Genomic DNA, 15,882 nt, shown 5'->3' with positions numbered 1-15,882 from the left:
TAAAAATGGGCTCCGCCAGAACGGATTCAGCGTCGATCAAACGCATTTACCCCTTGGCACATCGACGTGTCGATGAAATCGCCAAAACCTTCGGCCCAGCCGCCAGCCCCGTTGGTTTCCGAAAAACTCTCGATCTCTGAGCGGTTTTTGGGATAACGAACTCGACAGTATCTTGCGCCAGCAAGGCATCACGACGCTGCTGTTTGCCGGCGTGAACACCGATCGCTGCGTTTTTTCGACTTTGCAGGACGCGGGCTTTCTGGGTTACGACTGCGTGTTGCTGTCCAACGCCTGCAGCACACCATCACCCGCGTATGTCACCAAGGCCATCCATTTCATCGTGCAGCAGCTGCATGGTTTTGTGGCGGACTCGGGCGCCTTGCTTGCGGCGCTTGCCGCAAGCAGCCCGCAGCCGGTGCGGCGAAATTTACGCGCCAAAAAATAGATCACGTTTTTCTGAACCTCAACCGCAACCTGAAAGGATTTCGCATGACTACCAAACGCCGCCTGACCCTCGCCTTGAGCGCTCTCGGCCTCTGCATGACGCTGCTGCCCGTCGCGGCCAGCGCGCAAACCAAAATCAAGATGGTGCTGAACTGGAAGTACGAGGGCGCGCAGTCCTGGTTTTTCCTGGCGCAGGACAAAGGCTATTTCAAGGAAGAGGGGCTGGAGGTTGAGATTGACCAGGGCGCGGGCTCGGCCGCCTCCATCCCCAAAGTAGCCTCGGGCGCCTACCAAGCCGGTTTTGGCGATTTGAACGCGCTGATCGATCTGGCCGCCAAACGCCCGGCCGATGCGCCGGTTGCCGTGTACATGATGTACAACACGCCGCCGTTCACCGTGGTCGTCAAGCAGGACAGCCCCATCAAGACGCCCAAGGATCTGGAAGGCAAAACCATAGGCGGTCCTGCCAACGATGCGGCGCTCAAGCTGTTCCCGGCGTTTGCCAAGCTGGCCAAAATCGACGCGAGCAAGGTGACCATCACCAACATGGCGCCCAACCTGCGTGAGCAGATGCTCTCGCGCGGGCAAATCGATGCCGCCTTCGGCTACGTCACCACGGTGACCTTCAGCGCCAAGGCGATGGGGTTGGATCCGGCAAAGGATCTGCGCTTTATCCGTTACGGCGATTACGGCATGGACCTGTATGCCAACGCCATCTTCTTCTCCAAGAACTTCATTGCAGAGAACCCGAAGGCGGTGCAGGGCTTTGTCAAGGCGCTGAACCGCGCGATCAAGGAGGTGGCGGCCAACCCCGACGCCGGCGTGGACTACGCGATGAAGCGTGAACCGCTGCTCAAGCGCGAGGTGGAAAAAGAGAAGCTGCTGGCGACGATTCGCAACGACATGAGCCACCCGGAGATTGCCCGCATCGGCCTGGGTGACGTCGATGACGAACGTCTGAAAAAGGCCATTGCGATTGTGGTCGAGGCCAACCAGCTGCCGCGCACGCCCGCACCTGAAGAAGTTTTCAACCGCAGCTTTTTGCCAGCGCGGGCCGATCGGCCTTCGAAACTCTGAGATCGCCAGCCAGCGGGGCAGTTGACCGATTGGCTGCCTTTGTCTGAAGCGTTTTAGTGCTCCAGCCCTTTCAATACGGGCGGGGGCAGCTATTAATTTAGTAGCAATCCAGTAACTTTTTTCAGGAATACTTTCATGGATCTCGAACTCCACGGCAAGGTGACGCTGATCACCGGGCCGGCCAAGGGCATGGGCCGCGCTGTCAGCCTTGCCTTTGCCCGCGAAGGCGCCGTGCTGGTGCTGGCCGGGCGCGACACCGCCGCCATCGAGCCCGTCGCCGCCGAGGCGAGGGCGATGGGTGTTCAAGCGCTGGTGATTGCTTGCGACATGACCCGGCCGGCGCAGACCGAGGCGCTGGCCGCCGCTGCGCTGCAGGCTTTTGGCCGCATCGACGTGCTGGTCAATGTGGCCGGCGGCTCCGGCCCGATCGGTAAAACCGGCTGGGAGACGAGCACGGAAGAGTTCGAGGCGATCGTGCAGCTCAACATGACCGGTTGCTTTAACACCATGCACGCGGTGCTGCCCGGCATGGTCGAGCGCAAGAGCGGCAAGGTGGTCAATGTGGGCGGCACCTTTGGCATGCGCGGGCGTGCGGGCCGCATGGCTTACGCCGCGTCCAAGTGGGGGCTGCGCGGCATCACCAAAAGTTTTGCACTGGAGGCCGGGCCTTACGGCATCAACGTCAATTGCGTGGCGCCGGGCATGGTCGATGGACCGCGCTTTCGGGATAAGGTCTGCGCCAACATGGCCGACAAGCTCGGCATTTCTCTTGACGAGGCCATGACGCGTCATGCCGCTGACTACGCCCTGAAGCGGGTTTCGACCGATGCCGATGTGGCGAATGCCTGCCTTTTTCTTGCCAGCGATGTCTCGCGCCAGATCACGGGCATTGACTTGCCGGTTGACGGCGGATGGGCCCTGTTATGAAAGGAAACAACATGAAAGAAGTCGACCTGGTGATCCGGGGCGCACGCGTCGTCTCCGGTGACCAGATCATCGAGGCCTCCGTCGCGATTGCGGGCGAGTTGATCGTGGCCGTCGGACACGACGACCTGATGCCCCCGGCGCGCGAAGAGATGCGCGCCGATGGCCTGTTCCTGCTGCCTGGCGCCATCGACAGTCACGTCCACTTTCGCGACCCCGGCTATCCGCACAAGGAAACCTGGAAGACGGGCTCGGCGGCGGCGGCCTGCGGCGGCGTGACGACCGTGTTCGAAATGCCCAACACCAATCCGCCGACAGCAACCGTCGAAGCCTTGCGCCTCAAACAAAAGGCGGCCGAGTCCTCGTATGTCGATTTCGGCATCCACGGCTTGCTGGGCGACGACACGGTGGACCGCCTGGAAGAATTGCTCGAGGCCGGTGTGACCAGCTTCAAGGCCTTTGTCGGCAATACCTTTGGCAACCTGCCGGCGCCGACCGATGGTGCCTTGCTCGAAGGTTTTGAAAAACTCGCGCCCCTGGGCATACGCACGGTGGTGCATGCTGAAAACTCGTCGATCATGCTCCGTCGGCAGCAGCAAATGCAAGCCGCTGGCCGTATCGATGCGCTGGCGCACCTGGCGTCACGGCCTGCGGTGGCCGAGATTGAAGCCATCGGGCGAGTGCTGACGCTGGCCGAATGGACCGGAGCACGCGTGCACATTGCGCACCACAGCGCGGCCGATTCGCTGTATTTGCTGCGCGAAGCCAAGCGGCGGGGCGTGGACGTCACGGCCGAAACCTGCCCGCAATATCTGCTGCTCAACACCGGCCACATGCTCAAGCTGGGCGGCATCATGCGGCTGAACCCGCCGATCCGCGAGGCCCGGCACAACCAGCCGCTTTGGGACGCGCTGATGGACGGCACCATCGACATGATTGCCACCGACCATGCGCCGCATGCGCCGGAAGAAAAGACCCGCGAGAGCATCTGGGACTGCGACTGCGGTTTTCCGGGGGTCGAAACCCAGATGCCGCTGATGCTGACGGAGATCAACCGTCAGAGGGCGACCCTGATGGACTATGTGCGCTGGAGCGCTGTGGCCCCGGCCAAGGCTTGGGGCCTGTACGGCACCAAGGGCGTGATTGCGCCGGGCGCGCACGCCGACATCGCGGTAGTCGACATGCAGCGCACGGGCACCCTGTCCCAAAACCGCCTGCAAAGCGTCAGCAAGATTTCCCCTTGGCACGGCCGGGCGGTGCAGGGGTACCCGCTGCACACCTTGCTGCGGGGCAGGTTTGTCATGCGCGACGGCAAGCTGGTGGCGGACGCAGCGGGCTGGGGTCGATCGGTCAAGAGTGTGCAGAAAATGCCCGCGCCTCGGCCGCGCAACACAGAACATTACAGCAGCGCCATCCTGACCACGCCAGCCGGCTTGCCGGTGAACGCATTGCCGACAGGGCCAGCTTTCGGAGACGGAGCATGAGTGAGCAACGCCAGCAGGTCGGCGTCTGGCGCGTTCCCTGTAGCGGTCCGGGCGACCTGTCGAGCGTGCAGGCTTTGCTGGACGCGGGTGAACTGGTTGCTGCCGACATCGTGGCAGTGATGGGTAAAACCGAAGGCAATGGCTGCGTCAATGATTTCACCCGCGAGTACGCCAGCGCCGCCTGGTGCCAGCTGCTGGCGCCGGCGTTCGGATGCACGCCGCAGCAGGTCCATGGGCGCGTGGCGCTGGTGATGTCGGGCGGCACGGAGGGCGTTTTATCGCCGCATTTCACCGTGTTCAGCCGGCGCTGGCTGCCTGGGGCGAACAAGCCGGCGGACACCGGCAAGCGCCTCGTCATAGGCATTGCCCAGACGCGTGATTTTCTGCCCGAGGAACTGGGCCGCGCCGCACAGATCGACGCGACTGCGGCGGCCGTTGCCGAGGCGATGCGTGATGCTGGTATCGGGGACGCGGCCGACGTGCACTTGGTGCAGGTCAAGTGCCCGCTGCTGACATCCGCGAAGGTGTCGGCTGCGCTGTCGCGTGGCGCCGCGCCGGTGACCAGCGACAGCTACGAATCCATGGGCTACTCGCGCGGTGCTTCGGCGCTGGGGGTCGCGGTGGCGCTCGGTGAACTGCAACGGGCCCAGGCCAGTGATGCGGCGGTGCTGGCCGACTGGAGCCTGTATTCAGCCCGGGCCTCGGTTTCAGCTGGCATTGAGCTGGAGGGCAATGTGGTGATCGTGCTGGGCGAGGCGGCGGGCAGTGCGTCTGCGTTTCGCATCGCGCACACCGTCATGAACGATGGTGTTGATGCAGCCAGCGTGCGGGCGTTGCTGAAGGGCGCGTTCGGTCTGGACGCCGAACGCGATGCGCAGGCCCTGGCCGGTCAATTGGTCAACTTTCTCGCCAAGGCTGAAGCTAGCCCGGATGGCCTGCTGCGCGGCGCGCGGCACACCATGCTCAATGATTCGGACATCCATTCCACGCGTCACGCGCGCGCCGTGGTCGGTGCCGTGCTGGCCTCGGTGGCCGGGCATGGCGCGCTGTATGTGTCCGGCGGCGCTGAACATCAGGGTCCGGCGGGCGGCGGTCCCGTGGCAGCGATCTTGCGTGTGCCGGATGCGGGCGAGGTGCTTTTTTCTTCCATCTCCCGCACATGAAAGACGACATGGGAAACAACTTTATTCAGCTTTCCGATGTGATGCTTTGCTACGGCGGCGGCACAGTTGCCCTGGACCACACCACGCTCGGCATAGACAAGGGCGATTTCGTGGCTCTAGTTGGCCCCAGTGGCTGCGGCAAATCGACTATTCTCAAGCTGGTGGCCGGCTTGCTCAAGCCGACCTCGGGGGCCGTCGTCGCCGGCGGGCGCGAGGTGGGGGCTGCCGCCACCCGCAGCGCCGGGGATCGCCACGCTTCGCTCGCTCCGCGCTTGCGCATTGGTTTGGCGTTTCAAAACCCGACCATGCTGCCCTGGCTGACGATCCTCGAAAACGTGATGATCCCGCTGAAGATCGTCGAACCCTTCCGGCAGGACTTCGCACGCAAGAAAAAAGGTGAGTACAAGGACCGTGCCGAAGCCTTGCTGGCGCAGGTCGGTTTGGCGGGGTTTGGCGACAAGCGCCCTTGGCAGCTTTCCGGCGGCATGCTGCAGCGGGCGTCGCTGTGCCGCGCTCTGGTGCACGAGCCCGAACTGCTGCTGCTCGACGAGCCTTTCGGCGCGCTGGACCAATTCACCCGCGAAGAGCTCTGGGACATCATGCAGGCGCTATGGATGGCCAAGAAGCCCACGGTGCTGCTGGTCACCCATGACCTGCGCGAATCGGCCTATCTGGCCAACCGTATCTGCGTGATGAGCGCGCGCCCGGGCCGGATTCTGGAAACGCGGGAGGTGCCGTTCGCACGTCCGCGTACGCTGGAAAGCAGTTATTCCCCCGAGTTTGCCAGCCTGGTTCAACAGTTGCGCATGCGTATTGCCGATGCCCGAAAGGTTGCAGATGCAGCGTTGCCTCTCGCGACGGTGCAGGGAGTTACGGCATGAACGCGCTTTCAGCTCAAACCCGTCAGCGCTTGCTGTCGGCTCTGGCCCTGGTCAGTTTTTTTGTGCTCTGGGAGCTGGTCTGTCTGGTCGGTGGTGTATCGGATTTGATCTTGCCGCGGCCCAGCCAGATCGCTCGTGTGCTGATCGAAAAAATGCCTTTGCTGTGGCCGCACACAGTGCAGACGCTGTACACCACACTGGCCGGCTTTGTGATGGGCGTCCTGCTCGGCATCCTGATTGGTGTGGCCATCGGCTCTTCCAAACTGGCGTACGACGTGGCCTATCCGCTGCTGGTGGGCTTTTCAAGTATTCCCAAGGTGGCGGTGGTGCCGCTGTTTGTGGTCTGGTTCGGCGCCGGCACCGTGCCTGCGATTTTGACCTCCATGGTGATCTGCATTTTTCCGGTGGTGGTTAATGTCGCGACCGGGCTGGCCAGTACCGAGCCCGAGCTCGAAGACGTGCTGAGGGTGCTGGGCGCCAGCAAACGCGACATTCTCTGGAACGTCGGCTTGCCGCGCGCACTTCCTTATTTTTTCGCCTCGCTGAAGATCGCCATCACGCTGGCCTTTGTCGGCACGGTGCTCAGCGAGACAGTGGCTGCGAACCGCGGCATCGGCACGGTCATGATGATTGCCAGCGGAAACTTTGATGTGCCGTTGGTGTTTGCCGGGCTGTTCCTTTTGGCGGCCATGGGCGTGGCGCTGTATGCCTTGTCGTCCTGGGTCGAGCAGCGCATGACGGGCTGGGCACAACGAAAAACAGAAATGGCCATGGCATGAACAAGCGGATTTTGATCACCGCGGGCGGGCTGCGTTTTGTCGCCGAGACCCACCCCGATGCACCGCTGACCGTGGCGGCGTTCTCCAAGCTGCTGCCGTACCGGCAAAAGCTGATCCATGTGCGCTGGAGCGGCGAAGGCTGCTGGGTACCGCTGGGCGACTTTCAGCTGGGCGTGAGTTTTGAAAACCACACCAGCCACCCGTCCGTCGGCGACATCCTGTTTTATCCCGGTGGCTACAGCGAAACCGAAATTATCCTGGCCTATGGCGCCTGCAGCTTCGCCAGCAAGATGGGACCACTGGCTGGCAATCACTTTCTGACCATTGTTGAGGGCCGCGAACAGCTGCGCGTGCTGGGTACGCGGGTTCTGTGGGAGGGCGCGCAAGACGTGCTTTTCGAGGCACTCTGAAGTAGTCGGCGCGTTTATCTTCCCGCGATTGATTTCTTTTAACCAGGAGCATTCCATGCAACACCGTTATTCCCGCCGCAGCGCGGCCCTGATTTTGGCGACCGCCGTGGCGCTGCCATTGGCCGCGTCACTGCCCGCCAACGTGCAGGCGCAGGAGCTCACGCCCATCAAGTTTGTGCTGGACTGGAAGCTCCAGGGCATTCACGCCTGGTACTACCTGGCTGAAGACAAGGGTTACTTTGCCCAGGAAAAGCTGGCCGTTACCATCGACCAGGGCGACGGTTCGGCCGCTACCGTCAGCAAGGTGATGGCGGGCGCCTACCAAGCTGGCTTTGGCGATGTCAATGCGATCATCCAGAATGCCTCCGTCAAGCCGGGTGCGGCGCCGGTCATGGTCTATATGATCTACAACCGCGCGCCGTTTGCGCTGATCGTCAAGTCGGGCAGCCCGATCAAGTCGCTCAAGGACCTGGAAGGCCGAACGCTCGGCACCCCCGCCGGCTCCGCTGCGGGGCGCATGTTCCCGGTGATGGCCGGCAAAAGCGGTCTGGATGTAACCAAGGTCAAATGGACCAACGTCGCGCCCAACCTGCAGGAGCAACTCATGCTCAAGGACCATGTCGAAGGTGCAGCGGTGTTTTCGGTCACCAGTTACATGAACCTGGTGGCACAGGGCGTTGACCCGGACAAGGACATCCGCTGGTTTCACTTCGCCGACCACGGCGTGGACCTGTACGGCAACGGTGTGATGGTGTCGCAGCAGTTGATCAAGGAAAAGCCGCAGGCCGTGGCGGGCCTGGTGCGTGCCATCAACAAGGGGCTGCGCGATACGCTGGCCGACCCGGATGCCGCCATTGCCGCCTTGCTCAAACGCGAACCACTGCTCAACAAGGAGCTTGAGAAACGCCGTCTGATGTACACCCTGAAAACCGTCATGATTACGCCCGAGGTGCTTGCCGCTGGCGTTGGGGATGTCAGCGATGAACGCCTGGCCCGGTCGATTGTTCAGGTCAAGGATGCGTTTGAGCTGGCGCGCCAGCCAGCTCCTTCGGAAATTTTCGACGGGCGCTTTTTGCCACCTCTGGCAGAGCGAAAAATTTCAGCGAAATAAATTCCTCTTCTGCACAAAATGACATTGCCAATGCCGCCACCTCAGGACATGCCGGCGGGCGAAGCGCTCGACTGCGCCTGGCTGCTGCCGGACCCGGGCAGCAGCGCCGCGCTTGAAAATGTGCGCATCGTCATCAGCTCAGGCCGCGTTCAGGCGGTCACACCGCTGCTGCAGGCGCCTGCCGGACCGAGGCTGCTCGCCTTGCCAGCGCTCAGCAATGCGCATGACCATGCGCGCACCGTGCGCAGCGCGACGCTGGGCGCGTTCGGTCAGCCGCTGGAGTCCTGGTTGCCTTTTTTCTCGGGCATTCTGCCAGGCGTGGACCCCTATTTATGCGCGGTCACGTCCCTGGCGCGCTCGGCGCGCCAGGGAGCTACGCATGTGATGGTGCACTACACGCGGGTCCAGGGCATTGGCAGTTACCTGGAAGAAGCCCAGGCAGTCGCGCGAGCCGCGCGCGACGTCGGCGTGCGCATCGGTTTTGCGGTGGGCATGCGCGACCGCCATGGCATTGCCTATGGCGCCGATGAGCAGGTGCTGGCGGCATTGAGACCTGGCATTCGGGCTGCCGTGGCCGGTCGCTTGTCCGTGCGCCCGGTATCACCAGCGCAGCAACTGGCGGTGGTCGACGAAGTTGCCAGTATGGTCAGTGCTGATGAGGGTGGCACGCTGGCGCAGCATATGACGGTTCAATACGGTCCGACCGGCGTGCAGTGGTGCGGCACGCCGCTGCTGGAGGCGATTGCCCGCGCCTCGGCCGATACCGGCCGACCGGTCCACATGCATTTGCTTGAAACCCGCTACCAGCGGGACTGGGCGGACCGGGCCCATCCAGAGGGCATCGTGCGTTTCCTTGACGATATCGGTCTGCTCAGCGAACGCCTGACACTGGCGCACTGTACTTGGGCCCGCCCCTGCGAACTCGCCTTGCTGGCAGAGCGCGGCGTGACTATCGCGGTCAACACCAGTTCGAATCTGGGGTTGAAGTCCGGTGTCGCCCCGGTGGCCGAAATGCTGCGCCAGGGCTGCCGGGTGGCCATGGGGCTGGACGGCATGGCGCTCGACGAAGACGACGACGCCTTGCGCGAAATGCGCCTGGGCTACCTTCTGCATCGCGGCTGGGGTTATGACGTCGACATGACGCGCGCCCAGCTATGGGCCTTTGCGGCGCATCATGGTCGGCGCAGCGTGAACGGCGCGGGGCCAGCGGGTGCGCCTTCCGCGCACATTGTTGCGGGTGCGCCGGCTGATCTGCTGGTGCTGGACTGGGAGGCGCTGGACAACCACAGCTTGTTTGGCGGTGTTGACCCGCTGGACCTGCTGCTGGCGCGCGCCAACGGCAGCCATGTGGCACAGGTCTGGGCCAGCGGCCGCTGCATCGTACGGGATGGGCGATTGCTGACGCTCGACGAAACCGCGCTGCGCATGGAGCTGCACGCGCAATTGCGAGCTGCGCTCGGCGCGCACGATGGCGCGGACAGCTGGCGCAGCACCTTAAAGGCGCTGGCGGAAGACCTCGGACCGTTTTATCGGCGCGGGATACACCTGGCCGGTTGCTGCTGAGAGGGCGTCCACTGCAGCAAAAGTCGTGGGTCCCGTCAGTGCCTGCACGAGGTTTTGATGGCCAAAGCCGCTTGCCGCACCAGGTCCGGGCCTTTATAGATCAGGCCCGTGTATATCTGCACCACATCCGCTCCGGCATTTATTTTGCTGACAGCGTCTGCGGCGCTCAAGATGCCGCCCACGCCGATGATGGGAAAGCCGCGCCCAAGGGCTTTTCGCAGCTGGCTGATTACGCGGTTGCTGGCCTGCAACACCGGCGCACCCGACAAGCCGCCGGTCTCTTCCGCGTGCGGCAGGCCGGCGACGGCTTCGCGGCTGACCGTGGTGTTGGTGGCGAGGACACCCCAGCCCAGGCTGCTGCCAGCCGCGTCGGTTTCTTCGTAGCGTTGCAGGGTACGGGCAATGACCTCGATCTGGCTGTCGTCGAGATCAGGCGCAATCTTGACGAAAAAGGGAACACGCCGCGCGTGCTGTTGCGCCAGTGCTTCACGCCGCTGCGACATGGCCGCCAACAGGCTGTCCAGCGCTTCGTCACCCTGCAGGGTCCGGAGATTCTTGGTGTTGGGGCTGGAGATGTTGATGGTGACGTAGTCGGCGTGCGGGTACACCCCGTCCAGGCAGGCGAGGTAGTCATCCGTGGCACGTTCCATCGGCGTGGTTGCATTTTTTCCGATGTTCAGGCCCAGCAGCGGCGGGCTGGCGCCTTTGCGTTTGCTGAAGGTTGATTGCTGCACATTGGCAATGAAAGCGTCCAGTCCGTCATTATTCAACCCGAGCCGGTTGATCAGTGCGTTGGCCTGCGGCAGGCGGAACATGCGCGGCTTGGGGTTGCCCGGCTGCGCCTTGGGTGTGACGGTGCCGACCTCAACAAAACCGAAACCCATCCCGGCCAGGCCGTCGATGCAGCGCGCGTTTTTGTCCAGTCCGGCGGCCAGGCCGACACGGTTGGGAAATTTGAGACCGGCCAGCTCGACCGGGTCGCTCACGCGGCTGGCGCAGTAGGCCAGTGCCAGCGGCGTGTGCTGGGTGCGCGCCAGCGAGGCCATGGTCAGCTCGTGGGCGGTTTCCGGGTCGAGGCCAAATAAAAACGGGCGGGCAAGGGCGTAGGGGAGCAGGGACATTGGATAATTTGTGTTGTTCTGTGCGACAGCCCCATTGTCGCAAACCCTCTTCCGCTTGCTTTCACCTTAAATACTTCATCTCACCTACGGACCGACATGACCCAAGACGAACTCAAAACCCTGGTCGGCCAGGCGGCCCTGCATTACGTCGAGCCCGGCAGCATTGTCGGTGTCGGCACCGGCTCCACCGTCAACAAGTTCATTGATGCTTTGGCCAGCATCAAGCACACCATCCAGGGCGCGGTCTCGAGCTCGCTGGCGTCGACGGAACGCCTGAAGGCGCTGGGCATCCCCGTCTTCGAGGCGGCGGATGTTGAGGAGCTCGCGGTTTATATCGACGGCGCCGACGAGATTGACCATGCCGGCCACATGATCAAGGGCGGCGGCGCGGCGCTCACGCGTGAAAAAATCGTCGCGGCGCAGTCGCGCAAGTTTGTCTGCATCGCTGACGAGTCCAAGCTGGTGAAGGTGCTGGGGCAATTTCCGCTGCCGGTGGAAGTCATCCCGATGGCGGCACAGCGCATCGTCCGAGAATTTGCGGCCATGGGCGGCACCGCCACGCTGCGCCTGAAGGACAGTCGGCCGCTGGTGACCGACAACGGCCAGCACATCCTGGATGTGACGGGGCTCAAGATCAGCGACCCGCTGGCGTTTGAAACCCGGGTCAGTCAGTGGCCCGGCGTCGTGACCGTCGGTGTGTTCGCATTCCAAAAAGCCGGTGTCTGCCTGTTGGGCACCGGGGCCGGCGTCAAGACTCTCGTTTTTTGAGGCTACGTGCGGCCTGGATGTTGTAGAGTCATATGACAACTTCCCGTTTCCCATGACCCAACGCTTTCAGTCCATCACACCCGGCGTTCATCTGTCAGAACAGGTGGCCGAAGCCCTGTCCGCCGAAATCCGCGCGGGCCGGCCTGCCGCTGGCGAGAAGCTGCCGACCGAGGCCGCGCTGGTCGAGCAGTTCGCGGTCAGCCGCACGGTGGTGCGCGAGGCGGTGTCGCGGCTCAAGTCTCTGGGCGTAGTTGAGTCGCGCCAGGGCAGCGGTGTGTTTGTGCGGCAGGCCGCGTTTGCGCCGCTGAACTTCGATACACGGTCGGCCGCATCCATGCAGGCCGTGATCCAGATGGTCGAGGTGCGCCGGGCACTGGAGGCGGAAGTCGCGGCGCTGGCCGCGCAGCGCCGCACGCCTGCCGACATCAAGCTGATCCGCCAGGCCATCATGGCGCTCGACAAGGCGGTCAAGGCGGGCGGCGACGGCGCGGAGGAAGATGTGGACTATCACCGCGCCATTGCCGACGCGGCGCAAAACCCCTTTCTCATCAGCACGCTGGACTACCTGCGGCAGTTTTTGCGCGGTGTGACGCGTGTCACCCGGGCCAACGAGGCGCGCCGGGCCGACTTTGCCGGGCAGGTCAGGCAGGAACATGAGGCCATCGCCATCGCCATCGAGGCGGGCGACCCTTTAAAGGCGCGTCGCGCCGCCGCTCGCCACATGGACAACGCGATCCAGCGCATCGAGCAGGCCGACCCGGCTTTTTGGCAGCAGGAGGGCGTGCAACTGGCCAGTGCACTGCTGTCGGACGCTGTCCGGCGCTGAGCCGCCTGCGCGGAGCGTCAGGCCCCCCTGATCGGGGAAAACCTGTAGCTGTCGGCTGCTCTAAAGTTGTATGATAACCATATAAATAACGCCCAAATACCCATCGCTTCCCACACCACCAGGAGACCCCCGCATGCGACCCGTCAAGTCAGCCATCCCAACTTCCACCTCGCGCCGTCACTGTCTTTTGGCGGGGGCTGCTGTCCTGGCGCTTCCTTCGTTGGCGCTGGCGCAAGCCTGGCCCGCCAAGGCGATTCGCCTGGTCGTGCCTTTCCCGCCCGGGGGACTGATCGACAACATGGCGCGCCTGGTCGGGCCGCGTCTGGCACAGGAGCTGGGCCAGCCGGTGGTTATCGAGAACAAGCCGGGGGCCGGCGGCAATCTGGGTGCCGCCGAGGTCGCCCGCGCCCAGCCCGACGGCTATACCTTGCTGATGGCTTCGCCGCCGCTGACCATCAGCCCGGCGCTGTATGCGAGCCTTCCTTACAAGCCCGAGCAGATCGCACCGGTCAGCTTGCTGGGCCGCGTGCCCAATGTGCTGGTGGTCAACCCCAAAAGCGGCATCAATTCCGTTGCCGACCTGTTGGCGCGCGCCAAACGCGAACCCGGCAAGATGAACTACGCCTCCAACGGCAACGGTACCTCGCTGCACCTCAGCGCAGAGCTGTTCAAAAGCACCACAGGAACGTTCATCACACATATCCCCTACCGCGGTGCCGCCGCAGCAGTGACCGGTCTGATGTCGGGGGAAGTCGACATGATGTTCGAGAACCTGCCTTCGGTGTTGGGGCAGATCCAGGGCGGTGCAGTGAAGGCCCTTGCCGTCACGACCCGGCGCCGCAGCATGACCTTGCCGGACGTGCCCACCCTGGTCGAGCTGGGCATGCCGGAGTTTGATGTGAGCGCCTGGTATGGCGTCGCGGCGCCAACGGGCACACCACGCGCCGTGATCAGCGCGCTGGAGCAGGCCTTGCAGAAGATCATGCGGGAGCCCGAGGTCGTCCGTGCCATGGAAACCCGTGGCGCCGAGGTTGGTTTTCTGCCTGCCGCGCCCATGGGGACGTTCATGGCCGCCGATGCGAAAAAGTGGAAGCGTGTGGCGGACTTTGCCAAAATAACCCTGGGTTGAAAGATCGGCCATGAAGTCTGTTGCAGGTGTGGTTGGTCTGGGTGCCATGGGCAAAGGCATGGCGCAGTCGTTGCGCCGCGCCGGTTATGAGGTACGTGTGTTTGATGTGCGGCCGGAGGCGGCGCAGGCGTTTGCCGAGGGCGGAGGCGTAGCCTGCGCGTCGCTGGCCGAACTGGGCGCCGCCTGTGACGTGGTGGTGTCGGTGGTTGTCAATGCGGCGCAGACCGAAAACGTGCTGTTCGGCCCGGGCGGCTGCGCCGCCGCCATGAAGCCGGGCAGTGTTTTCGTGATGTGCTCGACGGTCGATCCGAACTGGTCGATGGCCCTGGAAAAGCGCCTCAATGACCTGGGCCTGTTGTATATCGACGGGCCGATCTCCGGCGGCGCCGCCAAGGCGGCCAGTGGCGAGATGACCATGATGACCTCGGGCGCGCCGGCAGCGTATGCGAAGGCTGAATCCGTACTCAATGCGATGGCTGCCAAGGTCTACAAGCTTGGAGATGCGGCCGGCGCGGGCAGCAAGGTCAAGATCATCAACCAGTTGCTGGCGGGCGTACACATCGCAGCGGCATCGGAAGCGATGGCGCTGGGTCTGCGTGAAGGCGTGGATGCGGCCGCGCTGTACGAGGTCATCACCCACAGCGCCGGCAACAGCTGGATGTTTGAGAACCGCATGGCGCATGTGCTGGCGGCTGACTACACGCCGTTGTCAGCGGTGGACATCTTCGTGAAAGACCTGGGCATCGTGCTCGACATGGCGCGCGCCAGCAAGTTTCCGCTGCCGCTGTCGTCTACCGCGCACCAGATGTTCATGCAGGCCTCGACCGCCGGGTTTGCCAAAGAGGACGACAGCGCAGTGATCAAGATTTTCCCGGGCATTGAGTTGCCGAAAAAACCATGAAAAAAATCAGCCTGGGTTGTATTGCCGATGACTTCACCGGCGCGACAGATCTGGCCAACAACCTGGTTCGCGCCGGCATGCGGGTGGTGCAGACGATTGGTGTGCCTGACGAACCCCTCGACGCAGAGGTGGATGCCGTGGTAGTGGCGTTGAAGTCGCGCACGGTGCCTCCGGCTCAGGCCATCGCCGAGTCGCTGGCCGCACTGGCCTGGCTGCAGGCCCAGGGTGCGCAGCAGATATATTTCAAATACTGCTCGACCTTCGACAGCACGGCCCAGGGCAACATCGGCCCGGTGACCGAGGCATTGATGGATGCGCTCAAGACCGGCTTCACGATTGCCACCCCGGCTTTCCCCGACAACCATCGCACGGTGTTCAAGGGGTATCTGTTTGTCGGTGATGTGCTGCTCAATGAAAGTGGCATGCAGAACCACCCGCTGACACCCATGGCGGACGCCAACCTGGTGCGGGTGTTGCAGTCCCAGACGAAGCGGCGTGTCGGCCTGATCGACCACCGGGTGGTGGCGCGCGGCGAGGTCGCGGTGCGCGAGCGCATGACGCAGCTTCAGGCCGAAGGTGTGGGCCTGGCGATTGTGGACGCCGTGTCCAACGAGGACCTGCTGCGTCTGGGCAGCGCCCTCAAGGGTATGCCGCTGGTGACGGCCGGCTCCGGCGTGGCGATCGGCCTGCCAACCAACTTTGGCATCACGCCCTCGTTGCAGGCCAGCCAGTTGCCGGCCGCAGGCGGCCTGCAGGCGGTGGTGTCGGGCAGTTGCTCGCTGGCGACCAACCGACAGGTGCTGGACTTCATGAAGCGGGGCCGACCCGCCCTCGCCATTGATCCGCTGCGTATTGCCTCGGGTGCCGATGTCGCGGCCGAGGTGCTGGCCTGGGCCCGCCCGCTGCTGGCGCAGGGCCCGGTGCTGGTGTATTCCACGGCCGACAGCAGTGACGTCAAATCCGTGCAGGGACGGCTCGGCGTCGACGAGGCCGGTACGATGGTTGAGCGCACGCTGGCCGCTGTGGCCCGCGGCTTGGTGGAAGCGGGTGTGCGCCAGCTGGTGGTGGCTGGCGGAGAAACCTCGGGTGCCTGCGTGCAGGCGCTGGGCATCACGCACATGCAGATCGGTCCGCAGATCGATCCCGGTGTGCCGTGGTGCCATGCACATATTCAGCCCCCACGCTCGGCACTGCGTGTCCTCGCTGCCCCCCAAGGGGGCGTCGCCGACCTTGGGGCGGCCCGGCGGTCGTCGGCCGTCGCAGTCCACGATGGCTTGCATCTGGCACTGAAGTCCGGCAAC

15 protein-coding genes and 1 pseudogene are annotated in these 15,882 nt (G+C 63.7%); 15 read left to right on the top strand and 1 reads right to left on the bottom strand.

The window, feature by feature from the left end:
* Positions 1-127: 127 nt before the first annotated feature.
* The 10 genes and pseudogenes from ACESMT_RS05115 to ACESMT_RS05070 form a co-directional block, all read left to right on the top strand.
* Positions 128-445, top strand: a pseudogene (locus tag ACESMT_RS05115) (isochorismatase family protein); the annotation flags it as partial.
* Between the two features lie 44 nt (positions 446-489).
* The gene (locus ACESMT_RS05110) at positions 490-1,521 is read left to right on the top strand and encodes an ABC transporter substrate-binding protein (protein ID WP_372825493.1); all 1,032 of its coding nucleotides are present in this window, start codon (positions 490-492) and stop codon (positions 1,519-1,521) included.
* A gap of 135 nt (positions 1,522-1,656) precedes the next feature.
* A complete protein-coding gene (locus ACESMT_RS05105) occupies positions 1,657-2,448 on the top strand; it encodes an SDR family NAD(P)-dependent oxidoreductase (protein WP_372825492.1) in 792 nt (263 codons plus the stop codon).
* 11 nt (positions 2,449-2,459) lie between these two features.
* A complete protein-coding gene (allB, locus tag ACESMT_RS05100) occupies positions 2,460-3,929 on the top strand; it encodes an allantoinase AllB (RefSeq protein ID WP_372825491.1) in 1,470 nt (489 codons plus the stop codon).
* Entirely contained in the window at positions 3,926-5,092 is a 1,167-nt protein-coding gene (locus ACESMT_RS05095; RefSeq protein ID WP_372825490.1) for a ring-opening amidohydrolase, read from the top strand. Before allB ends, ACESMT_RS05095 begins: the two co-directional genes overlap by 4 nt.
* A gap of 8 nt (positions 5,093-5,100) precedes the next feature.
* Positions 5,101-5,973 (top strand): ABC transporter ATP-binding protein, encoded by an 873-nt coding sequence (locus ACESMT_RS05090; RefSeq protein ID WP_372825494.1) that lies wholly within the window; start codon positions 5,101-5,103, stop codon positions 5,971-5,973.
* Positions 5,970-6,752, top strand: a complete 783-nt coding sequence (locus ACESMT_RS05085; RefSeq protein WP_372825489.1) for an ABC transporter permease — start codon at positions 5,970-5,972, stop codon at positions 6,750-6,752. The genes ACESMT_RS05090 and ACESMT_RS05085 overlap by 4 nt, the downstream gene beginning before the upstream one ends.
* The gene (locus tag ACESMT_RS05080; protein WP_372825488.1) at positions 6,749-7,162 is read left to right on the top strand and encodes a DUF3830 family protein; all 414 of its coding nucleotides are present in this window, start codon (positions 6,749-6,751) and stop codon (positions 7,160-7,162) included. Before ACESMT_RS05085 ends, ACESMT_RS05080 begins: the two co-directional genes overlap by 4 nt.
* Positions 7,163-7,217: 55 nt before the next feature.
* Positions 7,218-8,273: an ABC transporter substrate-binding protein gene (locus ACESMT_RS05075; protein WP_372825487.1), complete on the top strand. Its 1,056-nt coding sequence runs from the start codon at positions 7,218-7,220 to the stop codon at positions 8,271-8,273.
* An 18-nt stretch (positions 8,274-8,291) separates the two neighbouring features.
* The gene (locus ACESMT_RS05070; protein ID WP_372825486.1) at positions 8,292-9,836 is read left to right on the top strand and encodes an amidohydrolase family protein; all 1,545 of its coding nucleotides are present in this window, start codon (positions 8,292-8,294) and stop codon (positions 9,834-9,836) included.
* Between the two features lie 35 nt (positions 9,837-9,871).
* Here ACESMT_RS05070 and ACESMT_RS05065 read toward each other — a convergent pair whose 3' ends face one another.
* A complete protein-coding gene (locus tag ACESMT_RS05065; RefSeq protein WP_372825485.1) occupies positions 9,872-10,957 on the bottom strand; it encodes a quinone-dependent dihydroorotate dehydrogenase in 1,086 nt (361 codons plus the stop codon).
* A 96-nt stretch (positions 10,958-11,053) separates the two neighbouring features.
* Here ACESMT_RS05065 and rpiA point away from each other — a divergent pair, with 96 nt between their 5' ends.
* From rpiA to otnK, 5 genes are all read left to right on the top strand, one after another.
* Positions 11,054-11,725, top strand: a complete 672-nt coding sequence (rpiA, locus tag ACESMT_RS05060) for a ribose-5-phosphate isomerase RpiA (RefSeq protein WP_372825484.1) — start codon at positions 11,054-11,056, stop codon at positions 11,723-11,725.
* A gap of 52 nt (positions 11,726-11,777) precedes the next feature.
* Positions 11,778-12,551, top strand: a complete 774-nt coding sequence (locus tag ACESMT_RS05055; protein WP_372825483.1) for a FadR/GntR family transcriptional regulator — start codon at positions 11,778-11,780, stop codon at positions 12,549-12,551.
* Between the two features lie 133 nt (positions 12,552-12,684).
* Positions 12,685-13,680 (top strand): tripartite tricarboxylate transporter substrate binding protein, encoded by a 996-nt coding sequence (locus tag ACESMT_RS05050; protein WP_372825482.1) that lies wholly within the window; start codon positions 12,685-12,687, stop codon positions 13,678-13,680.
* Positions 13,681-13,690: 10 nt separating this feature from the next.
* Positions 13,691-14,581 (top strand): L-threonate dehydrogenase, encoded by an 891-nt coding sequence (gene ltnD / locus ACESMT_RS05045; RefSeq protein ID WP_372825481.1) that lies wholly within the window; start codon positions 13,691-13,693, stop codon positions 14,579-14,581.
* The coding region (otnK, locus tag ACESMT_RS05040) for a 3-oxo-tetronate kinase (protein WP_372825480.1) at positions 14,578-15,882 on the top strand (1,305 nt) is incomplete at its 3' end. The genes ltnD and otnK, both read left to right, overlap by 4 nt.

The organism is Polaromonas sp., assembly GCF_041689105.1.
Classification (GTDB): Bacteria; Pseudomonadota; Gammaproteobacteria; order Burkholderiales; family Burkholderiaceae_C; genus Polaromonas.
This window is presented reverse-complemented; position numbering and strand designations above follow the sequence as displayed.